The organism is Yersinia rochesterensis, assembly GCF_003600645.1.
GTDB lineage: Bacteria > Pseudomonadota > Gammaproteobacteria > Enterobacterales > Enterobacteriaceae > Yersinia > Yersinia rochesterensis.
This window is the reverse complement of sequence record NZ_CP032482.1, coordinates 673,653-698,968: the sequence shown is the minus strand read 5'-3', so window position 1 is coordinate 698,968 and position 25,316 is coordinate 673,653. Positions and strand designations below refer to the sequence as shown.

The following is a 25,316-nucleotide window of genomic DNA, read 5'->3' as shown; positions in this document are numbered from 1 at the left end:
TCAATCAGTAATGTTAAGCGTTAAGATAAACCATCCCTTCCGCGCCGTAGCGTTCCCCTGCTGCGGCTTGGAATGGGAAGACTGCATCTAAAGCCGCCAACTCTTGCTCACTGAGCACCACATCCAATGACCCCAAATTCTCCTCCAGATAAGTGCGCCGCTTGGTTCCAGGGATTGGCACGATGTATTTCCCCTGCGCCAACACCCAAGCTAATGCTAATTGTGACGGCTTAACCCCCTTGTCTTGCGCCATTTTTGTTACTGTATCGGCCAATGCCAGATTCAGAGCAAAGTTATCACCTTGAAAACGTGGATTATTACGGCGAAAATCATCAGCGGCTAAATCATTCGGGCTGCGTATTGCACCGGTCAGAAAACCACGGCCTAATGGGCTATAGGCAACAAATCCTACCCCTAATTTTTCGCAGGTCGCCAAGACGGAAGTTTCCACATCTCGTGTCCACAGTGAGTATTCACTCTGCACCGCAGTAATCGGGTGTACCTGATGGGCTTTTTCTAATGTTGCTGCCGAGACTTCACTCAAGCCAATGTAGCGAATCTTACCCGCGGTGACCAAATCAGCCAAAGTCCCAACGACATCCTCGACGGGAACCGTCGGGTCGCCCCGATGCTGATAATAAAGGTCAATAACATCAACATCTAAGCGCTTGAGACTACCCTCAACAGATTGGCGAATGTAATCCGGGCGGCTGCTAACACCGCGAACCCTTGGATCTGTTGGGTCGCGCACAATGCCAAACTTGGTGGCTAAAAAGACCTGATCTCGCTTGCCCTTAATCGCCCGACCCACCAGCTCTTCATTAGTAAAGGGGCCATACATGTCAGCGGTGTCCAGCAGAGTGACGCCCAACTCCAGTGACCGGTGCAAAGTAGCAATGGACTCATTAACATCCTGATTAGTCGAGTAAAAATCACTCATTCCCATGCAGCCAAGGCCCAAAGCAGAAACCAGCGGGCCATTTGAACCTAATTGACGTTGTTGCATTGCGATACTCCCCATTAGTGGTGTCGGAAGAAAGTGTGGTTGTTTCATGAGGAAAGATAAATAATGCAGATCACTCATCACTGTTCAAAAAACACCAACAATAGGCGAGCGCAGTTATGGACCAAATACAAGCCATGCAGATTTTCGTACGGATTGTTGAGTTGGGCAGTTTCAGTCGCGCAGCAGAAAAACTGCAATTGCCGCGAGCCACGGTCAGCCACACCCTAAAGCGGTTAGAACAGCGGTTAGGAGTTCGCTTACTGGTGCGCACCACCCGGCAAGTGAATATCACCGCCGAAGGCACACTGTATTATCACCGTTGCCTGCAATTATTGTCGGCATTTGAAGAGGCAAACTCGCTGTTCAGCCACCAGCGGTTGCAACCGGAGGGGAAAGTTCGCATTGATATGCCACACTCACTGGCGCGCAATGTGGTCATCCCGGCTTTAAGTGATTTCTATCAGCGCTATCCTCATATCACACTGATTCTTGGCGCAAATGACAGCACCATCGACCTGCTACGCGAAGGAGTCGATTGTGTATTGCGCGCCTGGTTGCCCCACGATGAACAATTAGCTGCACGTAATATTGGTCAGCAACCACAAATTACCTGTGCGTCCCCGGCTTATTTGGAAAAATACGGTATTCCAATGTCACTGGATGACTTAGCGGGTCATCAAGCCGTGGGCTATTTCTCACAGTTAAATAACCGCGATTACCCGCTGGAGTTTGTTTATCAAGGGAAGGTTGAAAACCGTGTTTTGCCCAGTATTTTGAGTGTCAGTGGCGCAGATGCTTATATTGCGGCTGGAGTTGCAGGTTTGGGGTTGATTCAAGCGCCAACGGCGGGAATTCAGCATCAATTAGCACAAGGCGAATTGATTGAAGTGCTTTCCCACTTACCTCCGCCGGTAATGCCGCTATTTATCATGTACCCTCCGGGCCGTTTTTTGGCCCCAAGAGTTAGGGTGCTAATTGACTGGCTAATCGAACTATTCGCCCATTATCCGCCCAAATCAGATGACTTTGGGGACAAAACATAAAATCAGAAAGACTTCAGTAATCAAATCAATTGCTCAACATATGATGCTTTTTACAGCAAACACCCAAATGAGGGGAAATAAGTATTGACCTGAACGCGAAAATCTCTAGAATTCGCCTCCGTAGTACAGATTTATATTGCACAGCACATGCGATGGTGGCGGAATTGGTAGACGCGCTAGCTTCAGGTGTTAGTGTTCTTACGGACGTGAGGGTTCAAGTCCCTCCCTTCGCACCAAGCTGGTGATATAAATCCTAAGTTTTACTCTTTTCAAGACATACCCTAAATAGTTCGAGTTGCAGAAAAGCGGTAACTGAGTAAATCTCCAAGAACTTACATAAGTCAGTGACTGGAGTGAATAAAAGTAGCCAACAAACATGCAGTTTGAAGTATAACGGGTATATGCAGTAAGAAATCATTTGGGCGATGGTGGCGGAATTGGTAGACGCGCTAGCTTCAGGTGTTAGTGTTCTTACGGACGTGAGGGTTCAAGTCCCTCCCTTCGCACCACGATGATTTCTAATTTCAGCACGACCTAACTTCCCCTTCCCTATAGCAATATTTTTTCAATGCGTACTAATACCGCCACGTAAAATTAATTGTGCATCAATACTGCGACTATACCCGCCAAAAGCGCCAGACAAGATGGCAATAATAGAAAATGCCGTAACCGTGCGTGATACAGCATGCTCACAGTCGCCAGCATGGCAACTATAATCAAAACCCGCAACTGGCCCACAGTGATATCAGCCCACCCCAGCACCGGTAACAAAGCAAAAGGCAGTAACATCCCCCAACCACTGGACATCCCACGACTCAATAAACCGCTTATCCCCCATGAACGGTAAACTGCAAATCTGGCTGTAGTCATAATATCGCCCACCCAAGTGATAATGATAACCAATAGCATATATCACTCTGGCACAATCTGCATCATGAAGTTATTGCAAGAAAACACCTGATTGGACTGATCCGATGCCATTGACACCATCTATACATCAGATTTAGAGGAGTAAATTGATTAGTCGATCGACATCATGATGACAGGGTGAAACAAAAATGGTAATTTTGATTAAGAAAATTCCCAAATCAATGTAAAAACGCTTCAAACAAAAATAATTACTTAAAATGACTATTTATCGTGATGCTTAAATAAAAGGGCTTCATGAGGATATTGTTTATTTGTCTACTGACAACGCGGCATTATGCAGAGTGAATTGAATATGAATAGCCATTCCTACGATCAGCTTCTGAAAAGTAAGCATCGGCTCTCTTTGTTGCTTTTTCTATTTCTTAATGCGTCGTCAGCTATTTTTAGTATGATATTACCCGCCCCTGAAACACCGGCAGTGACATTACCTATCCTTATGATCACGTTTATCAGTCTCAGTGCAGTGGGGTATTTGGTTTTTATTTCGAATAATTATGCCGATAAATTGAATTTATTTTCAATTACTCTGGGTGTGCTCTGGGCTTGGCAAATCATTCTTAAATACGAATATCTGGGCACTAATGAAAATAACTACTTATTGCTCAGCCTGTTTACCATTTTCTTTATCAGCACTATTGCGCTGTCCGATAACTTTCTCGCCTTTTGTCTACATACCGCCCCGCCTGCACTTACTGTTATTTTTCTGGATGATTTTCAAAATATTTTCCGCATCATATTCACCGTCATGTTGCCTCTGATTGGCTTTTCTTTACATCATTTGATGCTGCGCCGCAGTGATGATTTCACCCGCAAACTCGTGGCACACCTTTATAACGAAAGAGAAAAATTCAGCGATTTAAGCATGATAGACCCGCTCACCAGTTTGTATAATCGCCGGGGATTGGAAAATAAGCTTGAGACACTACTCGCACAGTCTCCCGGTAATCATTACGTGCTGCTACTCGATATCGACCACTTTAAAGCTTATAACGATAACTATGGCCATACTATGGGAGACCAAGCATTGGTGCGCGTAGCGGTCGCTATTCGTGATGCTGTCCGTTCGCGCGATATCGTGGTGCGCTATGGTGGCGAAGAGTTTTTAGTGTTGCTGACACATGTAAGTGAAGAATATGCCACACAGTTAGCTGAACGTGTAAGACAGAGAGTTTTAGGGCTTGATATTCCACATGTTTTCAATCATAAAGTGTCTACAACCGTCACTTTAAGTGCAGGGATTTCGCCGTTGCAATCCTATGATTTAGCATCTTCACTCAAAGCCGCAGATGAGGCACTTTACCGGGCTAAAAAAGATGGCCGGAATAAGGTTGCGTTTGCCAAAGATGAATTATCAAAATTTGAATCTTCACCCTGACAAAATGACTGAAAGTGGCGCTTAATGATTAATTCTCATGTAAATGCATGGGTTGAATACTGCGGTATTATATTTTTCTTTTATTTTGTTATTAAACTCTTTCATTGCATATACAAAAATAGCCTTCTAACGCATCTGGTGATAGATAACATCTATCCCGTCATACTTCAGACTACATGTGTGTTAGCTGCTTCATTCCCACCAATCAATAACTGTGTAAACTTTTGGGGACTCGAGCTATTGCCGCCTTCCTGCAACTCGAATTATTTAAGCTAATCATTCTAACTTTTCCAATCAAAAAATAATGAGTTTGTGATTGACTCTATTATTCCCATCTTAGTGCCTATTACTCCTCCCAATGAAGCCCCCGTGTTGATAAAATCAATACGGGAATATAAGTAATGATTATCATTTATATTATATAGAGATAACTAAGGGAAAGTGCGCAAAATGGAACGAGAAGAGGACACATAAGCCCGGCAAATGACTCTCTTACAGGGTTTATCCTAAGCAGCTAAATTAGAAAGCAACAGCCCCTGGACAAAGAAAGTCCGTGGCTCACCGATATACATACCTGAGTTATTATCATTGGAGCGAGTGAAATAGCGCTGATCAAACAGGTTTTTTCACCCCCTGCGCCCAAGGTCAGGTTTGACCAAGCCGTCTGAGCTAATGTCACCGCCGGTTGGCAACATCTGTCACCATGATCGGAGCAGCTAAAACAGAAAATGATGCGGTGATCGCCAGATACACAGCGACTAATGATAAAAACCGGCTAACAATGCGACCGAGCATGAAATTTTCTTGGGTAAAGTTGAACGCTATGATAATCCATATCTTTTGAGAAACTAAATCATTGTCTGCGGTGTGACGATAAATTCTTTTCAAGAGGGGAAATAGGGCTTATTGGGTCATTTCACATAACTTGAGAACTGCGTATTACGTGACTCCGCGTATTGCGGCTATCTATCAAGGCCAGTTAGAATGAGTTAATAGTGACTAATTCACTCGGTGAAAGCATTAATCTGTGAAAACCAATAAACGTATTAGCATCAATGACATTGCCAAATCGGCTGATGGTATCGAAGAGAATTTTCTCCGGTTTTTTCCTCAATGAGCAGTACTAAGCCGCTTGCGACTCCGGCGCTAGTAGGGTCGTGGCAACGCTGCCAAAAACTGATGCAAGCCCAGCAATGGCGGATTCCTCACCGTGCGGTGGGAGCAACTTTTCAGTCAATTTGTCAGCGAAAAAATGACTTACTGGTGTTAGGCCAAGCCGCACTGGAAGATGCCTATGAATACATGGAATCGCGCCACTGTGTTCTGCTAATTCTTGATGAAAGTGGCTGCACCTTGTGGCAATGCGGCCATCCACAGACCATCAGTCAGTTACAAAAATTGGGCATTGATAGTGGTAGTTATTGGGCTGAGGGATTAATCGGCACCAATGCCCCCGCTCTGGCAATAGCTGAAGGACATCCAATACAGGTCAGCGGCCAGCAACATTTCAAGCAGGCGCTGCATCCGTGGCAATTTTGTGCCACCCCGGTGTATGACAATAGTGGCCGTCAACGGGCTGTGATTGTTCTGGGAAGTTTACTGGTTGATAACGCCGCCAGTGACTTGCCGCTGACACTGGCAATTGCCCGAGAAATTGGCAATTACCTCCACGCCGACACCTTATTGGCAGAAACTAACCGTCATCTGAATGAACTCAATGCCCTGCTTGATGGGGTTGAAGATGGTGTCATGGCTTGGGATCAACGGGGGTGTCTGTTGTATCTTAACCGCCGTGCGGCCGCTATTTTGCAACTCGATGAAACCAGCAGCCTCGGCAAGCCCGTCACAGATTTACTCACCCTCCCCGCCTTGCTGACCCAAGCTATTTTGCACCGCAATCCTCTCAGCCATGTGGAAGTGACCTTTGAAAATCAGCAGCAATTTATTTCTGCCTTATTGACTCTCAAACCCATTCCCGATGGCGATCGCTGTGGTTTTATTGCACTTTTACATCCGCAAGAATTACTTCGGCAAATGATTCATAACCAATTAGGCCGAGCCAGTTATACCTTTGATGACATGCCCGTCGCGTCTCTAGAAATGCGCCGCTTGATTCGTTATGGCAAACAGGCTGCCAAAGGCCGACATCCCATTTTACTGCATGGGGAAGAAGGTGTCGGGAAGCAACAATTGGGGCAGGCAATTCATAATGCCAGCAATCGAGCCGCTGGCCCATATATCGTATTGAATTGTCAGGCATTGCCACAAAATCTTATGGCCCGAGAATTTCTTGGCTGTGATGCCAGTGAAGGCGAATCAGGGCAGCCCAGCAAATTTGAATTAGCCAACGGCGGCACTTTATATCTGGAGCAAGTCGAATACTTATCACCAGAAATGCAGTCGGCTCTGCTGCAAATGGTCAAAACCGGCATAGTCATGCGGGTAAACTCCAATCGGGTGATCCCGGTTGATGTGCGGATCATTGCGGCCACTGGCGCTGATCTACCTTTGCTAGTGAAACAAGGGCATTTTCGCCGCCAACTGTTCTATACCTTGCAATCTTTCGAGCTCCATATCCCCCCTTTGCGCCAACGTCAGCAAGATATTCCACTGCTGGTTCAGCATACGCTGGCAAGTCTTGGGCAACATTTTCACTGCCAATATCAGCCAGACGAAAATGTGATTCGCCAATTGTGCCAATACCCATGGCCTGGTAATGATCAGGAGCTGAAAAGTGTGGTTGAGCGAGCCGCCATGGCCTGCCGCAACAACCGTATCAATCTCAATGACTTGCCAGAACATCTGCTAGGTGAAAAATTATTGTTGGAGCCGGATATGCCGCAACCTCAGCCAGTATTATCACTACAAGAATTAGAAAGGCAGGCTATTATTCGCGCCGCATTAGTCTGCCAAGGACAACTGAATGAAATGGCCGTTTTATTGGGAATAGGCCGTACAACATTATGGCGAAAAATAAAATTCCACCGATTGGATATTCACCAATTCAAGGGTGGTGAATCGTTGCCAGTTTAACCTCTATAAATCCCCCTCAGTGACAAATCAGCACCAGATTAAACCCACACAACATTACTATCAATTTTGGATAAGTTTTGCGTTAACAGAGCATAAGACAAAAGTTAGAATTAATTCCATTTTGATGAATGGGGTTTAAATTATTATTGAGAAAATAAAATAATTACTTATCTTTTTAACATGATTTACAGAAATTAAAGATGATATTAAATATGCAGATGAATAAATAAAATCCGTTATTGATAACCGTTAATCATTAAATATGTCTTTATAAATTCACCGATAAAAAACATCAAAAAAACATAGTTTGATAAACATGCATACCGATGCGCATTTATAAAAGCTTGCTGAAAAGAGATCTTTGAGATATAAAAAAAGAGAAATAAAAAAATTTAACACACCCTTATAAAACAAATTAATTAATATATATAATTTTGTATTATTTATTTAAATTAATATCATTCATCAATAACAACCCAGTAAGGCAGGATATTTTTATCATGGGAATTAAATATAAAATAATTCAATTTAATATAAATGACTTTGGTGTGAATATAAAATCAATTCAAAAGGAACTATCATTTGAAAAACTAGATTGGGACACTAATGATATAAAATTATCTCAATTGAGATTTCTTATCAGTAAATGTTTTGGAAATAGAAAAGTAATTCTTCAGGAGGCACAACGCTATCTTGATGACAAGTTGCCCCCCAAGGGTATCCAGGCACTGATATCTACTTTATCGGTACCTGATAAAAAAATCTTTTACGCCTATAAGGCCTTTAGAAAAAGAGGAATCTGTCAATTCATTGTTGAATATATCGATAATAAATGGGTGATCAATAATATTGACCTGCCCGCATTAATCAACTTTACTCAACATGCTGACCATCAGTTAGATTTAAGGCAATTAATACGTCACTTTCCTCCTATGGATCAGGCCGCAGCCGAATCTCCGACATTAAAGATACTGATTAAGAGTTTTGTAGAAATGCTGTGTGAATGTGAACCTAAGCGAGAAATAAAAAAAATTGAAGTCACTTGTCATCAAGTATCGTTGATTATTGATAGCTCAATACACTCAGTGTCCAATTCACCTGAAGGTTTACATCAGGATGGTAGCGACTATATTGTATCCGCATTAGTTATTGATAAATATAATATTGAAGGCGGGGCGAGCAAACTTTACTGTACAGAAAAAGATGAAGTTATTAAATCACACACATTAGAACCGGGTGAGGGGCTATTCCACATAGATAAAAACTCAACTATTTGGCATCAGGTAACACCTATAAAGTTAAAGAAACCATCAATAAAAACAGGATATAGAAATATATTAGGATTTGATTTTAATTATATATTGTAATTATAACCTCATGCAAAATAAATTTAATGACTATATAAAATGCAAAAAAAACAAAGTATCATATTATCGTTACTCTTTTTTATCCATGGTGTCACTTATGCCAGCTTGGTTCCATGGATTCCAGATTTAAAAGAAAAATTCAATCTCAGTAATTATATGGTTGGCATTATGATCTCAGCTATTCCAGCCGGATCAATAATTTTTGGATTATTCGCCAAGAAATTTATAAATTTCATTGGGTTATATTTAGCAACAAATGTAACTTTTCTATTTTTAATCATTTTCATATCAACAGTCGCATTTTCATCATCATGGTATGAAATAACATTATTACTTTTTATATTCGGCGTTTTTGACTCTTGGGGAGACACTTGTATCAATGTACAGGCTCTCAATATACAACAATCTTATGGGAAAAGTTTGATTAATCGGCTTCATGGTGCTGGCAGTATTGGTACAATCTGGGGAGGACTTATTGCAGTAACGGCCATTGGGTTAGGGTTTTCAATGGAGGAATTTAACCTTACATTACTCACTTTAAATTTAATAATGTTAGTTATTTATATTCTATTATTTAAAACAGAATATTTACAGAGTAAGTTTTCTCTTCGTAAAAATACCTCAAGAGGGACAAGACTATCAGAAATACAACTCTATATCATAGCCTTAATTATACTGGTATTTACATGCAGTATAGAGGAAACCGCGAGTATCTGGGGTGCAATATATATGAAGGAAATTTATAATGTTTCATCAGTCATTTCTGGTTTACCTTACCTTACTTGCCAAATATGTATAGTGATTGGTCGTATTTTCGGCGATCACTTTACAAATAAATTTGGTAAAATGACCATTTTAAGATATGGACTTATATTATCTATACTTGGGATAATTTTAATAATAAGCTTTTATTCCACAATCATTACAATCCTTGGTTTTTCTCTCATTGGATTAGGAATATCTGTTATATTCCCGCTAACAATATCTTTTATTGGACAATTACCTAATATAAATGCAACAAGTGGGATTACTTTCGCCACTTGGATGTCAAGAGTTGGTTTACTGATTACGCCTCCTTTAATCGGCTTATTAGCAGATTTGACATCACTGAGAATAGCTTTTATCGCCATACTGATTGTTTGTGTATTAATATTTTCGTTAATTAATATTTTAGCAGAAAAATCAATTCGACTGGATAGTTGATATTAGGAAAAGATAATGGACAAAATGAAATGGGCAGTTATATCCGGAGATGGTCTGCCAACAAGCGGTTTATTAACCATTTTTAGAAATGCGGCTGAAATAGCTATAAAGCATAATATGATAATGAATGAAATACCCACAGATCTTGGGTTTTCATGGCGACCAGATAAAGTTAATTTTTTCCCTCACGGTAATGCTGAGTCACACTACCCAACATGGATGAAACTCAGTTCTTTTTATCAATACTCAATGTGTAATGAGGACTTTGGTAGTGATTTAATCAATATAAGGAAAAAAGTAGCTAAATATGAGCATTTAACTGAAGCAGAGATAATTGATGTTCAAAAGAAAATAAATTTAATTTCTGAATACTATAAGGATTATTTTATTAATTGGCTTGAGGATAATAGTGTTGACTGGGTTTTTTGTTTGAATATGACACTCTCTGATGCAGTCCCGGTTAACTTGGCTATCCATAATGCTGCAAAAAATTATTTTGAAAAAAAAGGCCATGGCGGTGTCATTTTCTGGGAACATGATATTTTTGGTAGCTATGCTATTTATGAGAATACCAAACGATTATATCCCCAAAACCCTAATATTTTGACTCCAATACCTCAGAATAACTCCCACACTAAATGGATAGTCGCATCTGAGGCACTGGAGAATGAATGTAGAAACTATCCAACGGAACTGACAGCAGACATTATCCCCAATATATTACCTTCTATAGATAAATATTCTTTCAATAAAACTCATAGTGAGTTTTTAAATCAACATAACATAACCAAAGGTTCATCTGTTATTATTGTTCCTGTAAGGGTATTTAGAGTCAAAGGTATAGAGATATCAATTAATCTATTTGGCGCACTCATTGAGATTTATAAATCAAAAAATTTATGCTCTCCTAAGCTACTTATATTTGGAAGTATTAACGAAGATCCTGAATATGCAAATTTCCTAAAGGAACAAGTTGATGTATTGCATCTTAATGATGACATTATTTTTTTAGATGAAGTCCCATTGCAAACTTATAAGAATAAAAATAATAAATGGTTTTTAGATGAAATAGATTTACTCATAATATGTCATGTTCTATCGGGTGCAGTTTTATTTACTCCAAATGTAGAAAATGTTGAAAGTGTCGGTTTAGGACCCGCGCTTGCAGCCATCGCTGGTGTCCCTTGTGCTGTGACAGAATATACCGCGTTCACTGAATTCTATGGTTCCGAATATCACCATATAAAAGTCAATCCGGCCTCCCCTGAAGATGCCGCACAACAGTTATTTGAATGGATGCGCATGCATGCGGCTGGAGATGCAGCTATTAAAATGCGTTTAGACAAAAATAAAATTCTTATTCAATCAAAATTCCCTAAAGGCCCATGGCTAGAGTTTATATATAAATTACAAAGAGAATTATATGGTTTTAATTTAAAACCATTGGTTTTTAAATAAAAACTTTCCTACTAGAGGATGCATAATGAAAAATATAGATTCGATAACACCCACAAAGATGACAGAGATCCCTGACAGAGTTAATATTCTGATATTAGGTGGAGGAATGTCAGGATTAGAATTAGCCAAACATTTAAACAATAGAAAAGTTGAAAATGTTGTTGTTATAGAGGCCGGCCCCGCTGACGATTGCAATCATATAAATGCAGGCGAAGAATATCAACGAGCTAATGAGTTTTGGAAGAATGAAGACTTAGATAAATATGCTTACCGCTCATGGTGCTCCTTAAGTGAACCTCATTTTTCAAAAGGAACATGCTTACGACGAAGAGTGGGTGGCCGATCACTCTATTGGCATGGTGTTATTTTACCAATAGAAGCCGAAATTCTCGAATATTGGCCTGCAAAAATTGTCAGTGATTTAACAGAAAGCTGGTTAGAAGGCCCCCCTCTCTATACACAGGTACAGTCCGAAATATTAGCATGGGCAGAAAAGAGCTATGATGCTAACTATTCTTTAAATTTTGCTGGCTTTGAATTTAAGATAACCCCTCAAGTCACTAAAATATTGGGGGAATCTGGCCGTTGGGAGGCTTACTCCCCATTATCCTATTGGAAAGAAGACACCCCATACAGTGACCTCCCTCTTATCATATCTGAGTATGAAGCTGAATCCCTTATTATTAGAAATGGTAAATGTATAGGGGCTAAATTAAGAAATATAAAGAACAATAGGATATACGATGTGCTAGCGGATAAATGCGTTCTTGCTTTAGGCACCATTGAAAATTCACGCTTAGCCATTCAAGCACTTTACGACTCTGGTAATTTAATCGAGAAAAAAATAACAGGCGTTGTTGATCATATAGTACAGGGATTTAATGTCACCTTTGAATACAATAAAGCCCCGGAAAGAATTGGGAAGTTAATTGAGAGTCATCCCGACACTATATTTTTTAGCCCTAGTTTATCTGGGGAGAGATTTAATTTATTTTTTACTGTCAGTGAATCAGATTTTGGCATTGAATTAGAAGTATGGACAATGGGTGAGCAAATACCCTCCAATCACGGGAATATCAGTGTAGAGACAAGTGATGACGTCATGCCATTAACTATTGCGTGTGATTTCAGTGATGTTGACAACAGTCTAATACAAAAAGAAAAAGATGAATTAAATATATTTTGGCGTGATGTATGTAATGATACAAAAATCCCATTTGAACCTTTAGATTTTGAAGCGGGATTTATTATTCATGCCCGCACTATGGGAGATGTGCACAACCAGTTTTTTTCACCATCAAGGATCGCCAATTACAATGTGCCCATAACTTGGATTAGCCCTCTAGGGACAGAAAATCATGAAAGTAGCACTTTACCCTTAGGTGAAATATTAAATAACAATCATGAATTTAATCATATTAAGAATCTATTTGCTATCGGCCCAAGTACATTCCCACGACCAGGCGCAGCTAATCCATCATTAACAACACTCGCGATATCACGTAGGCTCGCTTATTTACTTAACTAACGACTTAACTAACGACTTAACTAACTCTGTTATAAATTAATAAGGATATTAATTATGAAAAAACCAATTTACATTCTTGGTACAGTTTTATCCCACGATGGCTCAACCTGTCTAATGAAGGATGGGGAGATTATATTTGCAATTGAAAAAGAAAGAATATCAAGAATAAAGCATGATGGATTTAATGACAATATGACTATTCAGTATTGTTTAGATGCCGCAGGTATTGAATATAATGATCTTTCATTAATTGTAGAACAAAACTCTCACAACCCACTTTTTAGCGATCAATTAGAATATAGAAAAAACAGGGAACTCCCCCCCATGGTTCCTGTTGTAACACTTTCCCATCATTTAGCTCATGCTTATAGTGCAATAGGCACATCCCCATATGATGATATGGGTGTTGTCGTTATTGATGGACATGGTGGCAGTGTAGATAATTGTAATGACATGATTACGAGTATCTCCGGTACAGGTAATATTCATATTAATAATCGGTACCGCTACTGGGAAACATGTAGTTATTATGTCTATCAAAATGGGAAAATGATGCCGATATTTAAAGACTTTTCTCGCTGGGTTAACAGAAAGGACAGAAAAACCTATCCCGTTTCAACATGGGAAATAGAAAACTCTATTGGGGAATTTTACGAAGGAATAGCCTTGTATATTTTTGGTGAACTTGACTGTGCTGGTAAATTAATGGGCCTAGCTCCCTATGGAAGAGCAAATATTATTAGCTGGCAACCTTTCTTTTTCAATTCAGGGAAAGTGATACTGCGTAATGATTGGTGGACAAATATAGACCCATTCCTGAATACTCATCCGACACATTTTCAAGATAACTTCCAATATTATGCAGATCTGGCGCATTGGGCACAAAATAAACTTGAAGAAGCCTTATTTTACCTGTTTAACTATTATTACCAACTTCATCCTATGGCGAACTTTGCTTATGCCGGTGGAGTTGCGTTAAATGCCACGGCGAATGAAAAACTCATTAATGAATGTAAGTTCGATAATTTATATATCCAACCTGCGGCTGGTGATAATGGGCTTTCTATCGGGTGTTGTTATTATGGTTGGCTGGAAGTCCTCAAGAAAGAGCGGGTTAAACATTCTGGTTCAACATATTTTGGAAAAAACTATAATGATATTAGCGTAGTGACAGAACTTGAAAAATATACTGATAAAATTGAATACACTTATTGTGAAGATATTGAAACCATGGCGGCCGATTCCATTGCATCTGGTCAGGTCATTGCCTGGTTTCAGGGGGAGTCAGAGTTTGGGCCACGCGCCTTAGGTAATAGAAGTATTTTAGCAGACCCCCGCAGCTCACAGATGAGAGATCACATTAATGCCAATGTGAAGTTTCGCGAGGATTTCCGACCTTTTGCTCCCGCGGTGTTGTGTGAGAAAGTGCATGACTATTTCCATTTGAGTCATGACAGTGACTACATGCTATATATTGCCGAGGTAAAAGAACAATACCGAGCTGACCTCCCCTCAATTGTCCATGTCGATGGCAGTGCTCGTGTTCAAACTGTTAAAAAGGATATCAATAGAAAATTTCATAAATTGATAACCTGTTTTTTTGAAGAGACTAAAATACCTATTTTGCTTAACACCTCACTGAATACTAAAGGTATGCCCATAGTAGAAACGCCAAAGGATGCGATTGATTTATTTTTGAATTGTGGTTTAGATCTTTTATTTATCAATAATTATAGAGTATCGAAGAAGATAAGTTCCTGACTAATAATTACATATCTATAAATCATATTTCTCGTTAAAATTCCGAGGGTTATATGCAAGGAAACATATTTCCACTTCACAAAAAAAACAACTTTAAAATAGGTGTTATTCATCTATCTACAGAAGGGGTTCAAATTTTTGTTGGTGGTGTCGGCTCTTATATTAGAGGGCAAATTCAAGCACTTCCTGATATTGTAGATTTATTGTCTATTCATGACATCTGGCTAGAGCCACATTTTATTGAGATTGCATACAGCAAATATAATATTTTTTTTGATGCTGATAGTCACGCCCATTATATAGAGAAAATTCATGAAATGGGCGGTACATTCTCTACTGTACCAAACATGACATTAGGGAATGCGACGGGGTGTTTATGGCCCTACGGTGATGCTTTTCTTGGCGACATACAAAACTGGAAAATATCCTCGGCCGCTGCTGCTGCAAAAATTATTGATATCAGCGAAAATTACGATATTACCCTGGCATTCTGTCATGAACTGCCATTCTCATTTACGCCTTTAATTGCCAGCTTACATACCGCAGCAGAAGAGATAAATTTAAAGGTTATTTATGTTTCTCACGGCACCGCATTTAATCATGAAATGCCACTACCCAATCCCGAACGGCTTATGGCTGAATCATTACCCATTCAATGGGCAAAGGTTGATGCTAATATTAAAATCGGTGCTATCAGCAACTTTTTGGCTAATCATTTAGTTTCACAATATGGTGCCGATCCACACACATTTATACCGGTTCCCGCCGGGATAAATATCAATGACCCCTGGTTCCGAATACGCAGTGAACAAGAAATCTGCAGCACTCTATCTTCTTATGGAATATCACTCGAATACCCACTGGCTATTACGTTAGGGAGAGGCGTGTATTATAAGCGCTATGATTTGTTACTGAAGGCAGCCAATTACCTGGGTAATGATATCCATGCCGTAATCGTGAGTGATCCTGTTTTACCGGAATTATCAGTATTAGCTAGCCAGTTGGATGTACGCACTTCGATTATAAATTCGTTTGATCGCGAACTGATGGCTTGCCTAATTCAGTGGCGTAATACCCGCGTGTGCGTTCTTTCTGCCGAAAATGAACCGAATGGATTAATTCCTATGGAATCACGCTGGTTAGCCAGAAAGCAGGGGGCTATATTAGTTGTCGCCGACTCAGGGGGGCTGAGTGAGCAAGTTGAGCACGGTATTAATGGGTTCCTACATATTCCAGGAGATGCTGCTCATTTAGCGGAGGTCATCCACCATATCGGCCAATTAACGGAGTTTGAAATAGAGACCATCCGGCATGCAAGCGCCACACTAATAGAAGAGCAATATAACTGGAAAACCCAGATTTTGACGCCACTGCGTAGTTTAATTCCACAAATAGCAGCCCTAAATTAAGGCTGCCATTTCAAAGCGTTAAGTTGACTCAGGGCAATACCGCTCACTGGAGTTTGAGTTCTCCAGTGGCGGTATCTAATAGGGCTTTTTGGCCATTATGGCGGCTTTCAAGGCAACCAGTAGCACCCACTAACATCGGAATATCTAATTCGGTGGACAAAATGGCGCTGTGAGAGAAAATATTTCCCTTACTTAAACAAATTCCTTTTACTTGCTGGCGATTCAGCCCAATCATTTGTGACGGGAATAGCTCCTCAGCTAATAACAAAATTTCACGGTCTAGGGTAAGGGCGACTGGCGGTAGCCCCGTCAAATGGCCCAGAGTACGATTCAGAATATCGCGAATATCCAGTTCGCGGACGCGCAGATAGTCATCATCCAGAGCCAAATAGTCTGCCGCCATGCTCATTAACTCATCCTGTAATGCCGACTCTGCACACACTAACTGCTGTTCTATCCGCCGATCCATCGCCAGATAGAGTTCTTCATCATCAATTAGCATGGCATGCGCATTAAAGATAGCCGCCGCCTGAGCACTAATTTGGTGTTCTGCCTGCTGCGCCAATTGCTGTAAATCAGCCATGGTATGCGCCAGAGCCTGATGTAATCGCAGTTGCTCGTTAGCAATTTGCCCAGCATTAATTGTCTGCGGTAAGAATACCGGAATAGCAGGTAGCCACTGGAATATTGGCGCGGTGATAATCCCACGCGGAACCATTACACCAGTAAATCCGCTGTCAGTGGTGGTGACCAATTCGCCAAAGTGCTGATGCGCCAGCAGCATAAAAGCATCCAAGGCTTCACCCGCTTGCTCGCCACTGGCTAGCAAACGAATAGTATCGCCTTTGCGTACTTGTAAAATGGCGAGCTGATTCAGGCTACGTGGATTCACACATTGACCATTTTTTTCTAGCAGTAAATCCGCTGTAAATGGCGCTAATACTTCAACCAATTTAGCCGCTGGCCGGACATGTAATCCATTAGGATTGCGCACCACCCAACTGACACTCTGTGCATCAGGGGTCACCTTGATAGCTTCAGTCTGGTTGGTACCAGGTGTGCTGACATTTTCACCGAGTTGCGCGGCTTTAGCGGCCAAAGCTTCCATGGCTTCAGCGCGAACCTCGCTCAATGAGGCCCCGGACGAGGCGGCAACCACCGCAGCCAAAGTCCCTTCGACCAGCGGAGCTGCGCAAAGCTGCACATTTTTTGCCATCTCTGGGTCTAATAACTCCAGCGCCGTTTCAGCACTGAGTAATGCGCTGCCTAAATCCATCAACACTAATACACCCGAGGAAGAGTAAACCGATTCAATGGCTTTCATCACTTTAATGGCGTCCGTGCCGATAGGATGATCCACATCGTCTACACCGGCGGCTACCGCTAACTGGCAGCCCCCTTGTGTCATTTGCTGTGCCAGTTCGGCCACACCCTGAGCCAGCAGCGCGCTATGAGAAACTACAACGAGATTGACCATCTTTCCTCCTGATAACCTTATCGGCTGAGCCACATTAGTGACTGGCAACCTGCCATAGCGCTTGCATCATCAACATCGCTGATGTCGCCCCAGGGTCTTGATGACCAATACTTCGCTCGCCAAGATAACTGGCGCGGCCTTTGCGGGCCTGCATAGTAATAGTCCCTGCCAATGCTTGCTGGGCACTTGCGACGGTTTGCTGCAAAGCATCCACCAGCGGCACACCCTGTTGATTAGCTTGCTCAAGTTGCGAGACCACTGCCCACCAAACATCGCACATGGTTTTATCGCCCGGCTCAGCTTTACCGCGCATCACCACCCCTTCGACCCCGTCTTTAAACATCTGACAAACTGCTGGAAGATCAAGGCTTTGTTTAGCATTGGTACTTTGGGCTGCACGGATAAAGAAAGTCCCGAATAAGGGGCCGCTGGCTCCCCCGACACTTGAAAGCAGGGTCATGCCGGTATTCTTCAAGATAAAACCAATGTCTTTATCGGCAAAGGAGGGCAGTTTTTCGACCACTTTATTAAAGCCGCGATTCATATTCAGGCCGTGGTCGCCATCACCGATGTCGGTATCCAACTGTGTCAGGAAATCCCGCTGTTCGCTGAAAACCTCAGCGCAGAGCTGTAACCAACTGACAATTTGTTGTTTGGTAAGTCCCATGGTTTTCTCCTGATGCATTATTTTTTAACCAGCGCCGGTGTATTCACCGGGGCATCCCACAATGACAGCAGCTCATCATCCACTTTCAAAAGCGTGATGGACATGCCCTGCATATCCAGTGAGGTGCAATAAGAGCCAATCAATTTGCGCTCAATGGTCAAACCAAAGTCGGCGCAACAGGCCGCTAGACGATGCCAAACACCATAAAGTTCTGATAGCGGCGTCGCACCCAAATTATTGACCAGAGCAATGACTCGATCGCCTTTCGCCAGTGGTTGTTTGCTCTGGCGCGTTTCACTCCAGTCTTCTGCCTGTCTGTCCCAATGACGCAATGTGCGCTGGTAGCTGCCGTGGTCAATTAGGGTCTGGAACATCGCATCCACAGTATCATTCAAAGAAATAAATGGCCGCCGTTCGATACCGGGTTCGCCATGGATCCCAACCCCAAATTCCATCTCGTTTTCAGCTAAGATAAAGGACGGTTTACCCGCTGCTGGCACCGTACAGGCTCCAAGCGCGACACCGATTGAATGCCCTTGATTATTAATTTTTTGACCGAGCGCCACACATTCATCCAGTGAATCACCACGAACCGCAGCGGCACCCAGTAGTTTTTCAATAATGACCGTATTGGCTACCCCGCGCCGCCCGGCGGTGTACAGGCTGTCTTTGACGGCAACATCATCATCAATCACCACGGTGCCAACCGCCGTTCCACCGGCATGTAGTAGCTCTGCCGCCGTTTCAAAGTTCAGAATATCGCCGGTGTAATTTTTAATTAGCATCAGCACGCCCTGCCCGCCATCAATGGCTTGGCCACACTCATACATTTGATCTGGCGTCGGTGAGGTGAAAATCTCACCGGGGCAAGCCCCATCCAGCATACCTTCGCCGATAAAACCACAATGCATGGGTTCATGGCCACTGCCCCCCCCCGACATCAAGGCGACTTTGCCCTTCACCGGCGCATCTGCCCGAGTGATAAAAAGCGGTTCCTGATGCAATGCCAGCTCCGGATGGGCTTCAACCAATCCCTTAATTTGTTCCTGCAATACACTCTCAACGCTGTTAATTAATTTTTTCATTTTATGCTCCGCGAACGGGAATGCTTGGAAAATAGGGCTGCCGATGCTGAGGAACACCGGCAAACTCAGTCAGTTAGTTTGTCTATCAATTTGCCACACGCTTTAATCGAGGAAAGCCTGGCCTAAACGGTCAGCCACAATAATAGCGGCATAAACGCTGTCTGCTGTGACGGCAAACGGCATGTTGTGAATAGTTTCACCTTCGGCACAGCTGGCCTCGGCGACCGCACGAATTTTGTGCTCGATATCCTGTGAAACACCCATTTCCGCCAATGTGATTGGTAGACCTAATTGTTGGCAGAATGAGAGCACGGTTTCGATCTCTTCCATACTGCTGTTCTGAAGCACGAGCTGCGCCAAGGTGCCGAAAGCCACTTTCTCACCGTGATACAGGTGATGACACTCTTCCAATACAGTGAAACCGTTATGAATGGCGTGGGCCGCCGCCAAACCACTACTTTCAAAACCAATGCCGCTCAGATAAGTATTGGCTTCGATGATGCGTTCTACAGCTTCGGTGACCACGCCGGCTTCCACCGCCAACTTGGCTTTGTAGCCCTCTGCCAGTAGGGTTTCGTAGCATAAACGGGCCAGAGTCACTGCGGCTAATGTCGAAGCGCCGCCGGCCATGCTGATAGCTTTGGCATCGAAACAAGCTTGAGCTTCAAAGTAAGTCGAGAGCGCGTCGCCCATACCGGCGACCAGCAAGCGCACTGGCGCTTTGGCAATAATCGCGGTATCCATCAATACAATGTCAGGATTTTTAGGGTAAATCAGATATTCAGCGAATTCGCCCTGTTCGGTATAAATTACTGATAACGCACTGGTTGGCGCATCGGTAGAAGCAATGGTGGGCACCACAATCACCGGAATATGCTGATAGTGAGCAATCGCTTTAGCTGTATCGAGGGTTTTCCCGCCACCAATACCAATCACACCATTGCAGTGATGTTTTTTCAGCTCAACCGTCAGCCGCTCAATTTCGTGGCGGGAACATTCGCCATTAAAGCGGCTAAAATGATTTTCTAGCTCACTCGCTTGTAGACTGGTGCCAACCGCATCTGCCGTTAGCTTCATTACAAAATCATCAGCAATAATAAAATAGTTATTAGCCAGTAACTTAGCGAATTGGCCAATAGACTGTAGTGCATTAGCACCTTGAATATATTTAGACGGAGATTGAATGACTTTCAGCATATCTTGCTCCTGTTGCGTAGATATAATGTAAGAATGACTATTTTTTAGGGTCAATTTAATGAAACTGGAACCACTATAAGCGCAAAAAACAAGCTGAGAATCGAATGTGAAAACGTTCCATAATGAAACGTAGATAGGTGGATGACGTTTCATTATGGAACAAAATTGTGCGTAATCTGAGGAGGAAGAGAGGTAGTGCACAGAATGCTTTGGCGACATCAAAAGGAATCAAGGCCATTGGGTGTCGCGCAAAAAAAAACAGCCCCAATAATGGGGCTGTTAAGGTTATTTCAGGCGCGGTAACACGCCACTATCCATTTGTTATTCACTGCACCCGTTATTCACTGACTGGCTCGTCATGCGAAGGTGTTTTAGGTTCTGGATTCATACAGCTGTAAATCACTGGCAGCACCAGTAATGTCAGCACGGTAGCAAAGCCCAGACCGAACATAATCACCACCGCCATACTTTGGAAGAAAGCATCGCTAAGCAGCGGAGCCAGCCCCAATACAGTGGTAAATGCAGTTAGCATAATAGGACGCAAACGCGCGGTGGAAGCATCAATAATGGCGTCGCGCAGCGGTTTTTCCTGCCGCTGTAAGCCAATTTCTTCCACCAGCACAATACCGTTACGGATCAACATTCCACTCAGACTTAACAGCCCCAATAAAGCCATAAAGCCAAAAGGAATACCGGTCAGCAAGAAGCCCACTGTCACACCAATCAGCGCTAATGGCACCGTCAGCCAGATAGCCAGCGCGTTACGCACTGAGCTAAACATCAAGACGGTCACCACAAACATAATCAGGAATGCTATCGGTAAACTGATGAAAATACCGCGTTGTGCTTCTTTGGTACTTTCGTAGTCACCACCCCATTCAAGTTCATAGCCGCGTGGCAGTTGAACAGCTTCAACACCCGGTCTGATACGCTGCAATAACTCAGCTGAAGTTTCGCCGCCCTGCTGGGTCGGATCCGTTTGCACCGTCAATGTCCGTTTGCGATCCAAACGCATAATCAGCGGGTCTTCCCACTCAGTTTCAAAACTGGTGACGACGTTATCGATCGGGATAAAGGCAAGACGCGCCTGACTCCAAACCATCACGTCATTTAACCGTTCGGCATTGAGGCGCTCGGAATCCGGCGTGCGCAGGACAATCGGCATCAGGCGGGTGCCATCGCGGTATAACCCGACAGGCAAGCCACCAAAGCTCATGCGCAAGGTGCCATCAACCTCGCGTTTATCCACACCCAACTCGCGGCCCAGATAGTCCGAGAATTGTGGCCGGATCATTTTGCTACGATCTTGCCAGTCATGCCGCGCACCATCCGCCATCGGATCAGCAATGATCGCTTTTTCCGCCTGTGCGGCCAAACTGCGTAATACCTCTGGGTCCGGCCCAATAAAGCGGGCTTCAATGGAACTGTTGTTTGACGGCCCGAACATGATGCGTTTTATTTGTGCATCAACTTGCGGGTATTCGTCATGCATATAGGCTTCGATTTCATCAATCAAACCTGGGATTTGGTCTAGCTGTTCAGTCCGAACCATCACCTGCGCATAGTTAGGATAATGACGCTGGGCGTTATAGGTCAGCATAAAGCGCATCGCGCCCTGACCTATCGTCGCCATGGTGTCAGCCACCCCTTTTTGCTGCTTGATATACTGCTCGACCTTATTGGCTACTCCTTCGGTATAACTGATATCCGTGCCATTCGGCAGCCAAATATCAACAAAGAAGATAGGCGTATTTGATGGTGGGAAGAAGCTCTGACGAACATTGCCAAAGCCCACCACCGACGCCACTAACATTGCCGCCAGTAGGATCAAAGTGACTGCACGGTATTGCAGTAACTTATTCAATACCACACGATAATAGCGGAACAACCAGCCATCATAAGGTTGCTTAGCGGGTTTATCGGCATCCACTTTCGCTGGCTTTTGGTTCTGGAATGCCCACTTGGAAAATACCGGCGTCAGCGTCAGTGCAGTAATCCAGCTCAACATCAGCGAGATCAGCAACACTTGGAATAGCGATTTACAATATTCACCGGTTGCATCGTTGGACAAGCCAATAGGGGCAAAAGCTAAAATGGCAATCACAGTCGCGCCTAACAGCGGCATCATCGAGCGCTTCACGACATTGCCGGTCGCCGTCGAGAGACTTTCGCCGCGCTGGCGGCCAACTACAATCCCCTCCACCACCACAATGGCGTTGTCCACCAGCATACTGAGCGCGATAATCAGCGCCCCTAAGGATACCCGCTGTAGCTCAATATTAAACAGCCACATAATGAGCAAGGTGCCGAGTACGTTCAGTGCCAGCGAGATGGCAATGACAATACCACTGCGCACCCCCATGAAAATCAACAAGGTGACAACAACAATCAACAGCGCTAACAGGAAGTTAAGGATAAAGCCGTTGACGGCCCCTTCGACTTCATGGGACTGGTCATAAAACACATTAATATGCATGCCTGACGGGCGCTCTCCTTCCAACTGCGCCAGTCGAGCTTTAATGGCATTCCCCACATTCACGACGTTGACGTTCGGAGCGAATGAGATCCCCAGTGCCAATGCAGGCTTACCATTAGCGCGGTAAATATTGGTCGGTGAATGGCCAAAACCTTGTGTTACAGTCGCGATATCACGTAAATAGACGCTTTTCGGGCTACCGGGCTGACTAACTAATAAATTCCCCAGTTCTTGGACGCTTTGGAATTCACCGGTTGGATGCAAACGAATCGACTCGCTGCCCACTTGTAGCTGGCCCGCATCGGACACCACATTCTGACGGGCAAGCAAATCGGATAACTGCTGTGGCGTAATGCCCGCCGCGGTCATCTGGGCGCGAGAAATCTCGACCTGAACTTCTTCAGGTAAAATACCGACGATCCCCACTTTACCGACACCCGGCACCAGTACCAGCTCACGTCGCAGTTGCTCAGCGAAGTTGCGTAAATCCTGATTGCTGTAGCCGTCCCCGGTGAGCGAGAAGAAGAAGCCGTAAACATCGCCGAAGTCGTCATTGACCATCGGCGCACTGGCACCCGGCGGTAATCGCACGCTGTTATCATTGATCTTACGCCGCAATTCATCCCAGATTTGCGGTAATTCATTCGCACCATATTGCGCACGAATATTGATGGTGATTTGCGACAAACCCGCGCTGGAAATGGAGGTCACATCATCAACATAAGAGAGTTCCTGAATGGCATTCTCCAGAGGTAATGTGACTTCTTCCTCAACCTGCTGCGCCGACGCGCCATCATAGCGGGTAACAACTACCGCCGTTTTGATGGTAAAAGCCGGGTCTTCCAACCTGCCTATATTGAGATAGGCAATAACACCCCCAATACCCAGCAACAAAATTGTTAGCCAGATACGGGTACTATTATTGATATAGTTATCAAGCAGTTTCATTAGAGACCCCGCTCACGTACCCAAGCCCGAACAACTTGATTTGGACGAAGCTCACCGGTGCCTGCGGCGACAATCTGCTCACCATCAGCCAATCCAGAAGTGATTTGAATGCCGTTCGCGGTCAATTGGCCCACTTGTACTTTGCGTTCCTCAACGTGTAACTGGCCTTCATCATTTTTGATGACCCAAACCCGAGCATCATTCAACTGGGTGCTATCAGGGTTAAATACTGCTTCGACTGGCACGACGATGGTCGGGTGGTCAGTGCCTGACAGATTGCCAGAGTTAATTCTTACCCGCCCACTGATACCAGAAAGCAATGGCATATCCGCCGGGCGCTTCATCGTCAGTGTCACCTGGAAAGTCTGGGAAGCCGAAGTTGTCGAGGTGGTATGTTCTTTATATTCAGCAATAAATTCACGCCCCGGCATATGGTTAAGCAATACCGTCGGCTTATAGTTGCGGTTGCTGATGTCGAGCGTGGTAAACAGGCGCTCTGGCACACTGAAGACCACATCCAACGTATCCAAGGCGCTTAATGTCGCCACTGCTTGGCCTGGGGCCATGACCTGATGGTTACGCGCATTAACATTGGCGATAATGCCATCAAACGGGGCGGTAATAGTGGCGTCACTGAGTTCTTTTTGCGCAATTTCTAATCCCGCACGTGCCGATTCCATCTCGGCGCGGCGAACATCCAACTCGGCGCGTGAGACTGCTCTTTGCCCTTGTAAGGTATTGAATCGGTTAAATTGATCTCGTGCCAGGTTAAAGGTGGATTGACGATCCCTGACTCTCAATCTCAGGTCAGTGTCATTCAGTTTGGCAATCACCTGGCCTTTTTTCACCTGCTCGCCTTCGCGAACCAATAACTGTTGCAGCTGCCCACTGCGTTTAAAGGAGAGCTGGGTTTCATCACCCGCCTGTAACCGTGCCGGGAAATAACGAGTCCCATTTTGCCCACTGTCTTCGACGATAAATATTTTTACCGGGCGCACACTTTCCACGACTTCTGGGGGAGTTCGGTCGCAAGCTGCGAGAAGAAACGTTAAAAGCAAGGTGACGACTGTTTTTATCTTCACTATAAGATCTCGTTGAGTCAGGTTTTCAAAATTATTGCAGATTAGTTATTCACACTTTCGATTTATTTTCTGGACTACTGTTTTCTGGGCTACTTTTCTGTGACATATGTGACATACGGCGCACCAGCATTTTTAATCGTGTGATTAATAATCTCCCTGTAGATATTCCTAAAAGTAGATCAGCACAATTAGTGCTGAAATGGGTAGTATTATTTACATGAAAAGTAAAGATAAGTTAATGGAGAAATAGCCAATAGCGAAATAGCATGAC

Annotated in this window: 17 protein-coding genes and 2 tRNA genes; 11 read left to right on the top strand and 8 right to left on the bottom strand. The window is 43.6% G+C overall.

All coding sequences use genetic code 11. From position 1 onward, the window contains the following. Positions 1-13: 13 nt before the first annotated feature. On the bottom strand, positions 14-1,006 hold the full coding sequence (locus DXZ79_RS03305) for an aldo/keto reductase (protein ID WP_038636529.1): 993 nt from the start codon (positions 1,004-1,006) through the stop codon (positions 14-16). A gap of 116 nt (positions 1,007-1,122) precedes the next feature. On the opposite strand from DXZ79_RS03305, the gene DXZ79_RS03300 reads away from it, so the two are divergent. The 3 genes from DXZ79_RS03300 (at position 1,123) to DXZ79_RS03280 (ending at position 2,558) form a co-directional block, all read left to right on the top strand. Continuing rightward, positions 1,123-2,049, top strand: coding sequence for a LysR family transcriptional regulator (locus tag DXZ79_RS03300; protein WP_050291575.1), 927 nt, complete (start codon positions 1,123-1,125; stop codon positions 2,047-2,049). A gap of 149 nt (positions 2,050-2,198) precedes the next feature. Then, positions 2,199-2,285: transfer RNA gene (locus DXZ79_RS03295), tRNA-Leu, on the top strand. Positions 2,286-2,471: 186 nt separating this feature from the next. After that, positions 2,472-2,558 (top strand) — tRNA-Leu (locus DXZ79_RS03280). Positions 2,559-2,643: 85 nt separating this feature from the next. On the opposite strand, the gene DXZ79_RS03275 is transcribed toward DXZ79_RS03280, so the two are convergent. After that, entirely contained in the window at positions 2,644-2,919 is a 276-nt protein-coding gene (locus DXZ79_RS03275; protein ID WP_038639840.1) for a DUF1435 domain-containing protein, read from the bottom strand. 334 nt (positions 2,920-3,253) lie between these two features. Here DXZ79_RS03275 and DXZ79_RS03270 point away from each other — a divergent pair, with 334 nt between their 5' ends. From DXZ79_RS03270 to DXZ79_RS03230, 8 genes are all read left to right on the top strand, one after another. Next, positions 3,254-4,354, top strand: a complete 1,101-nt coding sequence (locus DXZ79_RS03270; RefSeq protein ID WP_120011107.1) for a GGDEF domain-containing protein — start codon at positions 3,254-3,256, stop codon at positions 4,352-4,354. A gap of 1,113 nt (positions 4,355-5,467) precedes the next feature. Then, a complete protein-coding gene (gene dhaR / locus DXZ79_RS03260) occupies positions 5,468-7,387 on the top strand; it encodes a dihydroxyacetone kinase operon transcriptional regulator DhaR (protein WP_038636538.1) in 1,920 nt (639 codons plus the stop codon). Positions 7,388-7,887: 500 nt separating this feature from the next. Then, positions 7,888-8,754 (top strand): 2OG-Fe dioxygenase family protein, encoded by an 867-nt coding sequence (locus tag DXZ79_RS03255; RefSeq protein ID WP_038636541.1) that lies wholly within the window; start codon positions 7,888-7,890, stop codon positions 8,752-8,754. 39 nt (positions 8,755-8,793) lie between these two features. After that, positions 8,794-9,957 (top strand): MFS transporter, encoded by a 1,164-nt coding sequence (locus tag DXZ79_RS03250; RefSeq protein ID WP_038636543.1) that lies wholly within the window; start codon positions 8,794-8,796, stop codon positions 9,955-9,957. Positions 9,958-9,972: 15 nt separating this feature from the next. Beyond that, on the top strand, positions 9,973-11,415 hold the full coding sequence (locus DXZ79_RS03245) for a glycosyltransferase family protein (protein ID WP_120011106.1): 1,443 nt from the start codon (positions 9,973-9,975) through the stop codon (positions 11,413-11,415). A gap of 25 nt (positions 11,416-11,440) precedes the next feature. Further along, entirely contained in the window at positions 11,441-12,943 is a 1,503-nt protein-coding gene (locus tag DXZ79_RS03240; protein ID WP_042562596.1) for an oxidoreductase, read from the top strand. A gap of 54 nt (positions 12,944-12,997) precedes the next feature. Next, positions 12,998-14,704, top strand: a complete 1,707-nt coding sequence (locus tag DXZ79_RS03235) for a carbamoyltransferase family protein (RefSeq protein ID WP_120011105.1) — start codon at positions 12,998-13,000, stop codon at positions 14,702-14,704. A gap of 53 nt (positions 14,705-14,757) precedes the next feature. Further along, on the top strand, positions 14,758-16,113 hold the full coding sequence (locus DXZ79_RS03230; RefSeq protein ID WP_172667609.1) for a glycosyltransferase family 4 protein: 1,356 nt from the start codon (positions 14,758-14,760) through the stop codon (positions 16,111-16,113). Between the two features lie 43 nt (positions 16,114-16,156). Here DXZ79_RS03230 and dhaM read toward each other — a convergent pair whose 3' ends face one another. The 6 genes from dhaM to DXZ79_RS03200 all read right to left on the bottom strand — a co-directional run bounded on the left by dhaM (position 16,157) and on the right by DXZ79_RS03200 (position 25,045). Next, on the bottom strand, positions 16,157-17,590 hold the full coding sequence (gene dhaM, locus DXZ79_RS03225) for a dihydroxyacetone kinase phosphoryl donor subunit DhaM (protein WP_120011104.1): 1,434 nt from the start codon (positions 17,588-17,590) through the stop codon (positions 16,157-16,159). A gap of 34 nt (positions 17,591-17,624) precedes the next feature. Next, complete coding sequence (gene dhaL, locus DXZ79_RS03220; RefSeq protein WP_038636552.1) at positions 17,625-18,257, bottom strand: dihydroxyacetone kinase subunit DhaL; 633 nt, start codon at positions 18,255-18,257, stop codon at positions 17,625-17,627. A 17-nt stretch (positions 18,258-18,274) separates the two neighbouring features. After that, the gene (gene dhaK / locus DXZ79_RS03215) at positions 18,275-19,342 is read right to left on the bottom strand and encodes a dihydroxyacetone kinase subunit DhaK (RefSeq protein ID WP_162928725.1); all 1,068 of its coding nucleotides are present in this window, start codon (positions 19,340-19,342) and stop codon (positions 18,275-18,277) included. A gap of 102 nt (positions 19,343-19,444) precedes the next feature. Further along, positions 19,445-20,539: a glycerol dehydrogenase gene (locus DXZ79_RS03210; RefSeq protein ID WP_038636555.1), complete on the bottom strand. Its 1,095-nt coding sequence runs from the start codon at positions 20,537-20,539 to the stop codon at positions 19,445-19,447. Positions 20,540-20,876: 337 nt separating this feature from the next. Beyond that, positions 20,877-23,963, bottom strand: coding sequence for an efflux RND transporter permease subunit (locus DXZ79_RS03205; RefSeq protein ID WP_038636558.1), 3,087 nt, complete (start codon positions 23,961-23,963; stop codon positions 20,877-20,879). Beyond that, complete coding sequence (locus tag DXZ79_RS03200) at positions 23,963-25,045, bottom strand: efflux RND transporter periplasmic adaptor subunit (protein ID WP_050291571.1); 1,083 nt, start codon at positions 25,043-25,045, stop codon at positions 23,963-23,965. Before DXZ79_RS03200 ends, DXZ79_RS03205 begins: the two co-directional genes overlap by 1 nt. Positions 25,046-25,316: the final 271 nt, after the last annotated feature.

Bases quoted from the DNA above. Each gene is read 5' to 3' on its own strand.
- DXZ79_RS03305 (WP_038636529.1), bottom strand. From the start codon at position 1,006: ATGCAACAACGTCAATTAGGTTCAAATGGCCCGCTGGTTTCTGCTTTG.
- DXZ79_RS03300 (WP_050291575.1), top strand. From the start codon at position 1,123: ATGGACCAAATACAAGCCATGCAGATTTTCGTACGGATTGTTGAGTTG.
- DXZ79_RS03275 (WP_038639840.1), bottom strand. From the start codon at position 2,919: ATGACTACAGCCAGATTTGCAGTTTACCGTTCATGGGGGATAAGCGGT.
- DXZ79_RS03270 (WP_120011107.1), top strand. From the start codon at position 3,254: ATGCAGAGTGAATTGAATATGAATAGCCATTCCTACGATCAGCTTCTG.
- dhaR (WP_038636538.1), top strand. From the start codon at position 5,468: ATGAGCAGTACTAAGCCGCTTGCGACTCCGGCGCTAGTAGGGTCGTGG.
- DXZ79_RS03255 (WP_038636541.1), top strand. From the start codon at position 7,888: ATGGGAATTAAATATAAAATAATTCAATTTAATATAAATGACTTTGGT.
- DXZ79_RS03250 (WP_038636543.1), top strand. From the start codon at position 8,794: ATGCAAAAAAAACAAAGTATCATATTATCGTTACTCTTTTTTATCCAT.
- DXZ79_RS03245 (WP_120011106.1), top strand. From the start codon at position 9,973: ATGGACAAAATGAAATGGGCAGTTATATCCGGAGATGGTCTGCCAACA.
- DXZ79_RS03240 (WP_042562596.1), top strand. From the start codon at position 11,441: ATGAAAAATATAGATTCGATAACACCCACAAAGATGACAGAGATCCCT.
- DXZ79_RS03235 (WP_120011105.1), top strand. From the start codon at position 12,998: ATGAAAAAACCAATTTACATTCTTGGTACAGTTTTATCCCACGATGGC.
- DXZ79_RS03230 (WP_172667609.1), top strand. From the start codon at position 14,758: ATGCAAGGAAACATATTTCCACTTCACAAAAAAAACAACTTTAAAATA.
- dhaM (WP_120011104.1), bottom strand. From the start codon at position 17,590: ATGGTCAATCTCGTTGTAGTTTCTCATAGCGCGCTGCTGGCTCAGGGT.
- dhaL (WP_038636552.1), bottom strand. From the start codon at position 18,257: ATGGGACTTACCAAACAACAAATTGTCAGTTGGTTACAGCTCTGCGCT.
- dhaK (WP_162928725.1), bottom strand. From the start codon at position 19,342: ATGAAAAAATTAATTAACAGCGTTGAGAGTGTATTGCAGGAACAAATT.
- DXZ79_RS03210 (WP_038636555.1), bottom strand. From the start codon at position 20,539: ATGCTGAAAGTCATTCAATCTCCGTCTAAATATATTCAAGGTGCTAAT.
- DXZ79_RS03205 (WP_038636558.1), bottom strand. From the start codon at position 23,963: ATGAAACTGCTTGATAACTATATCAATAATAGTACCCGTATCTGGCTA.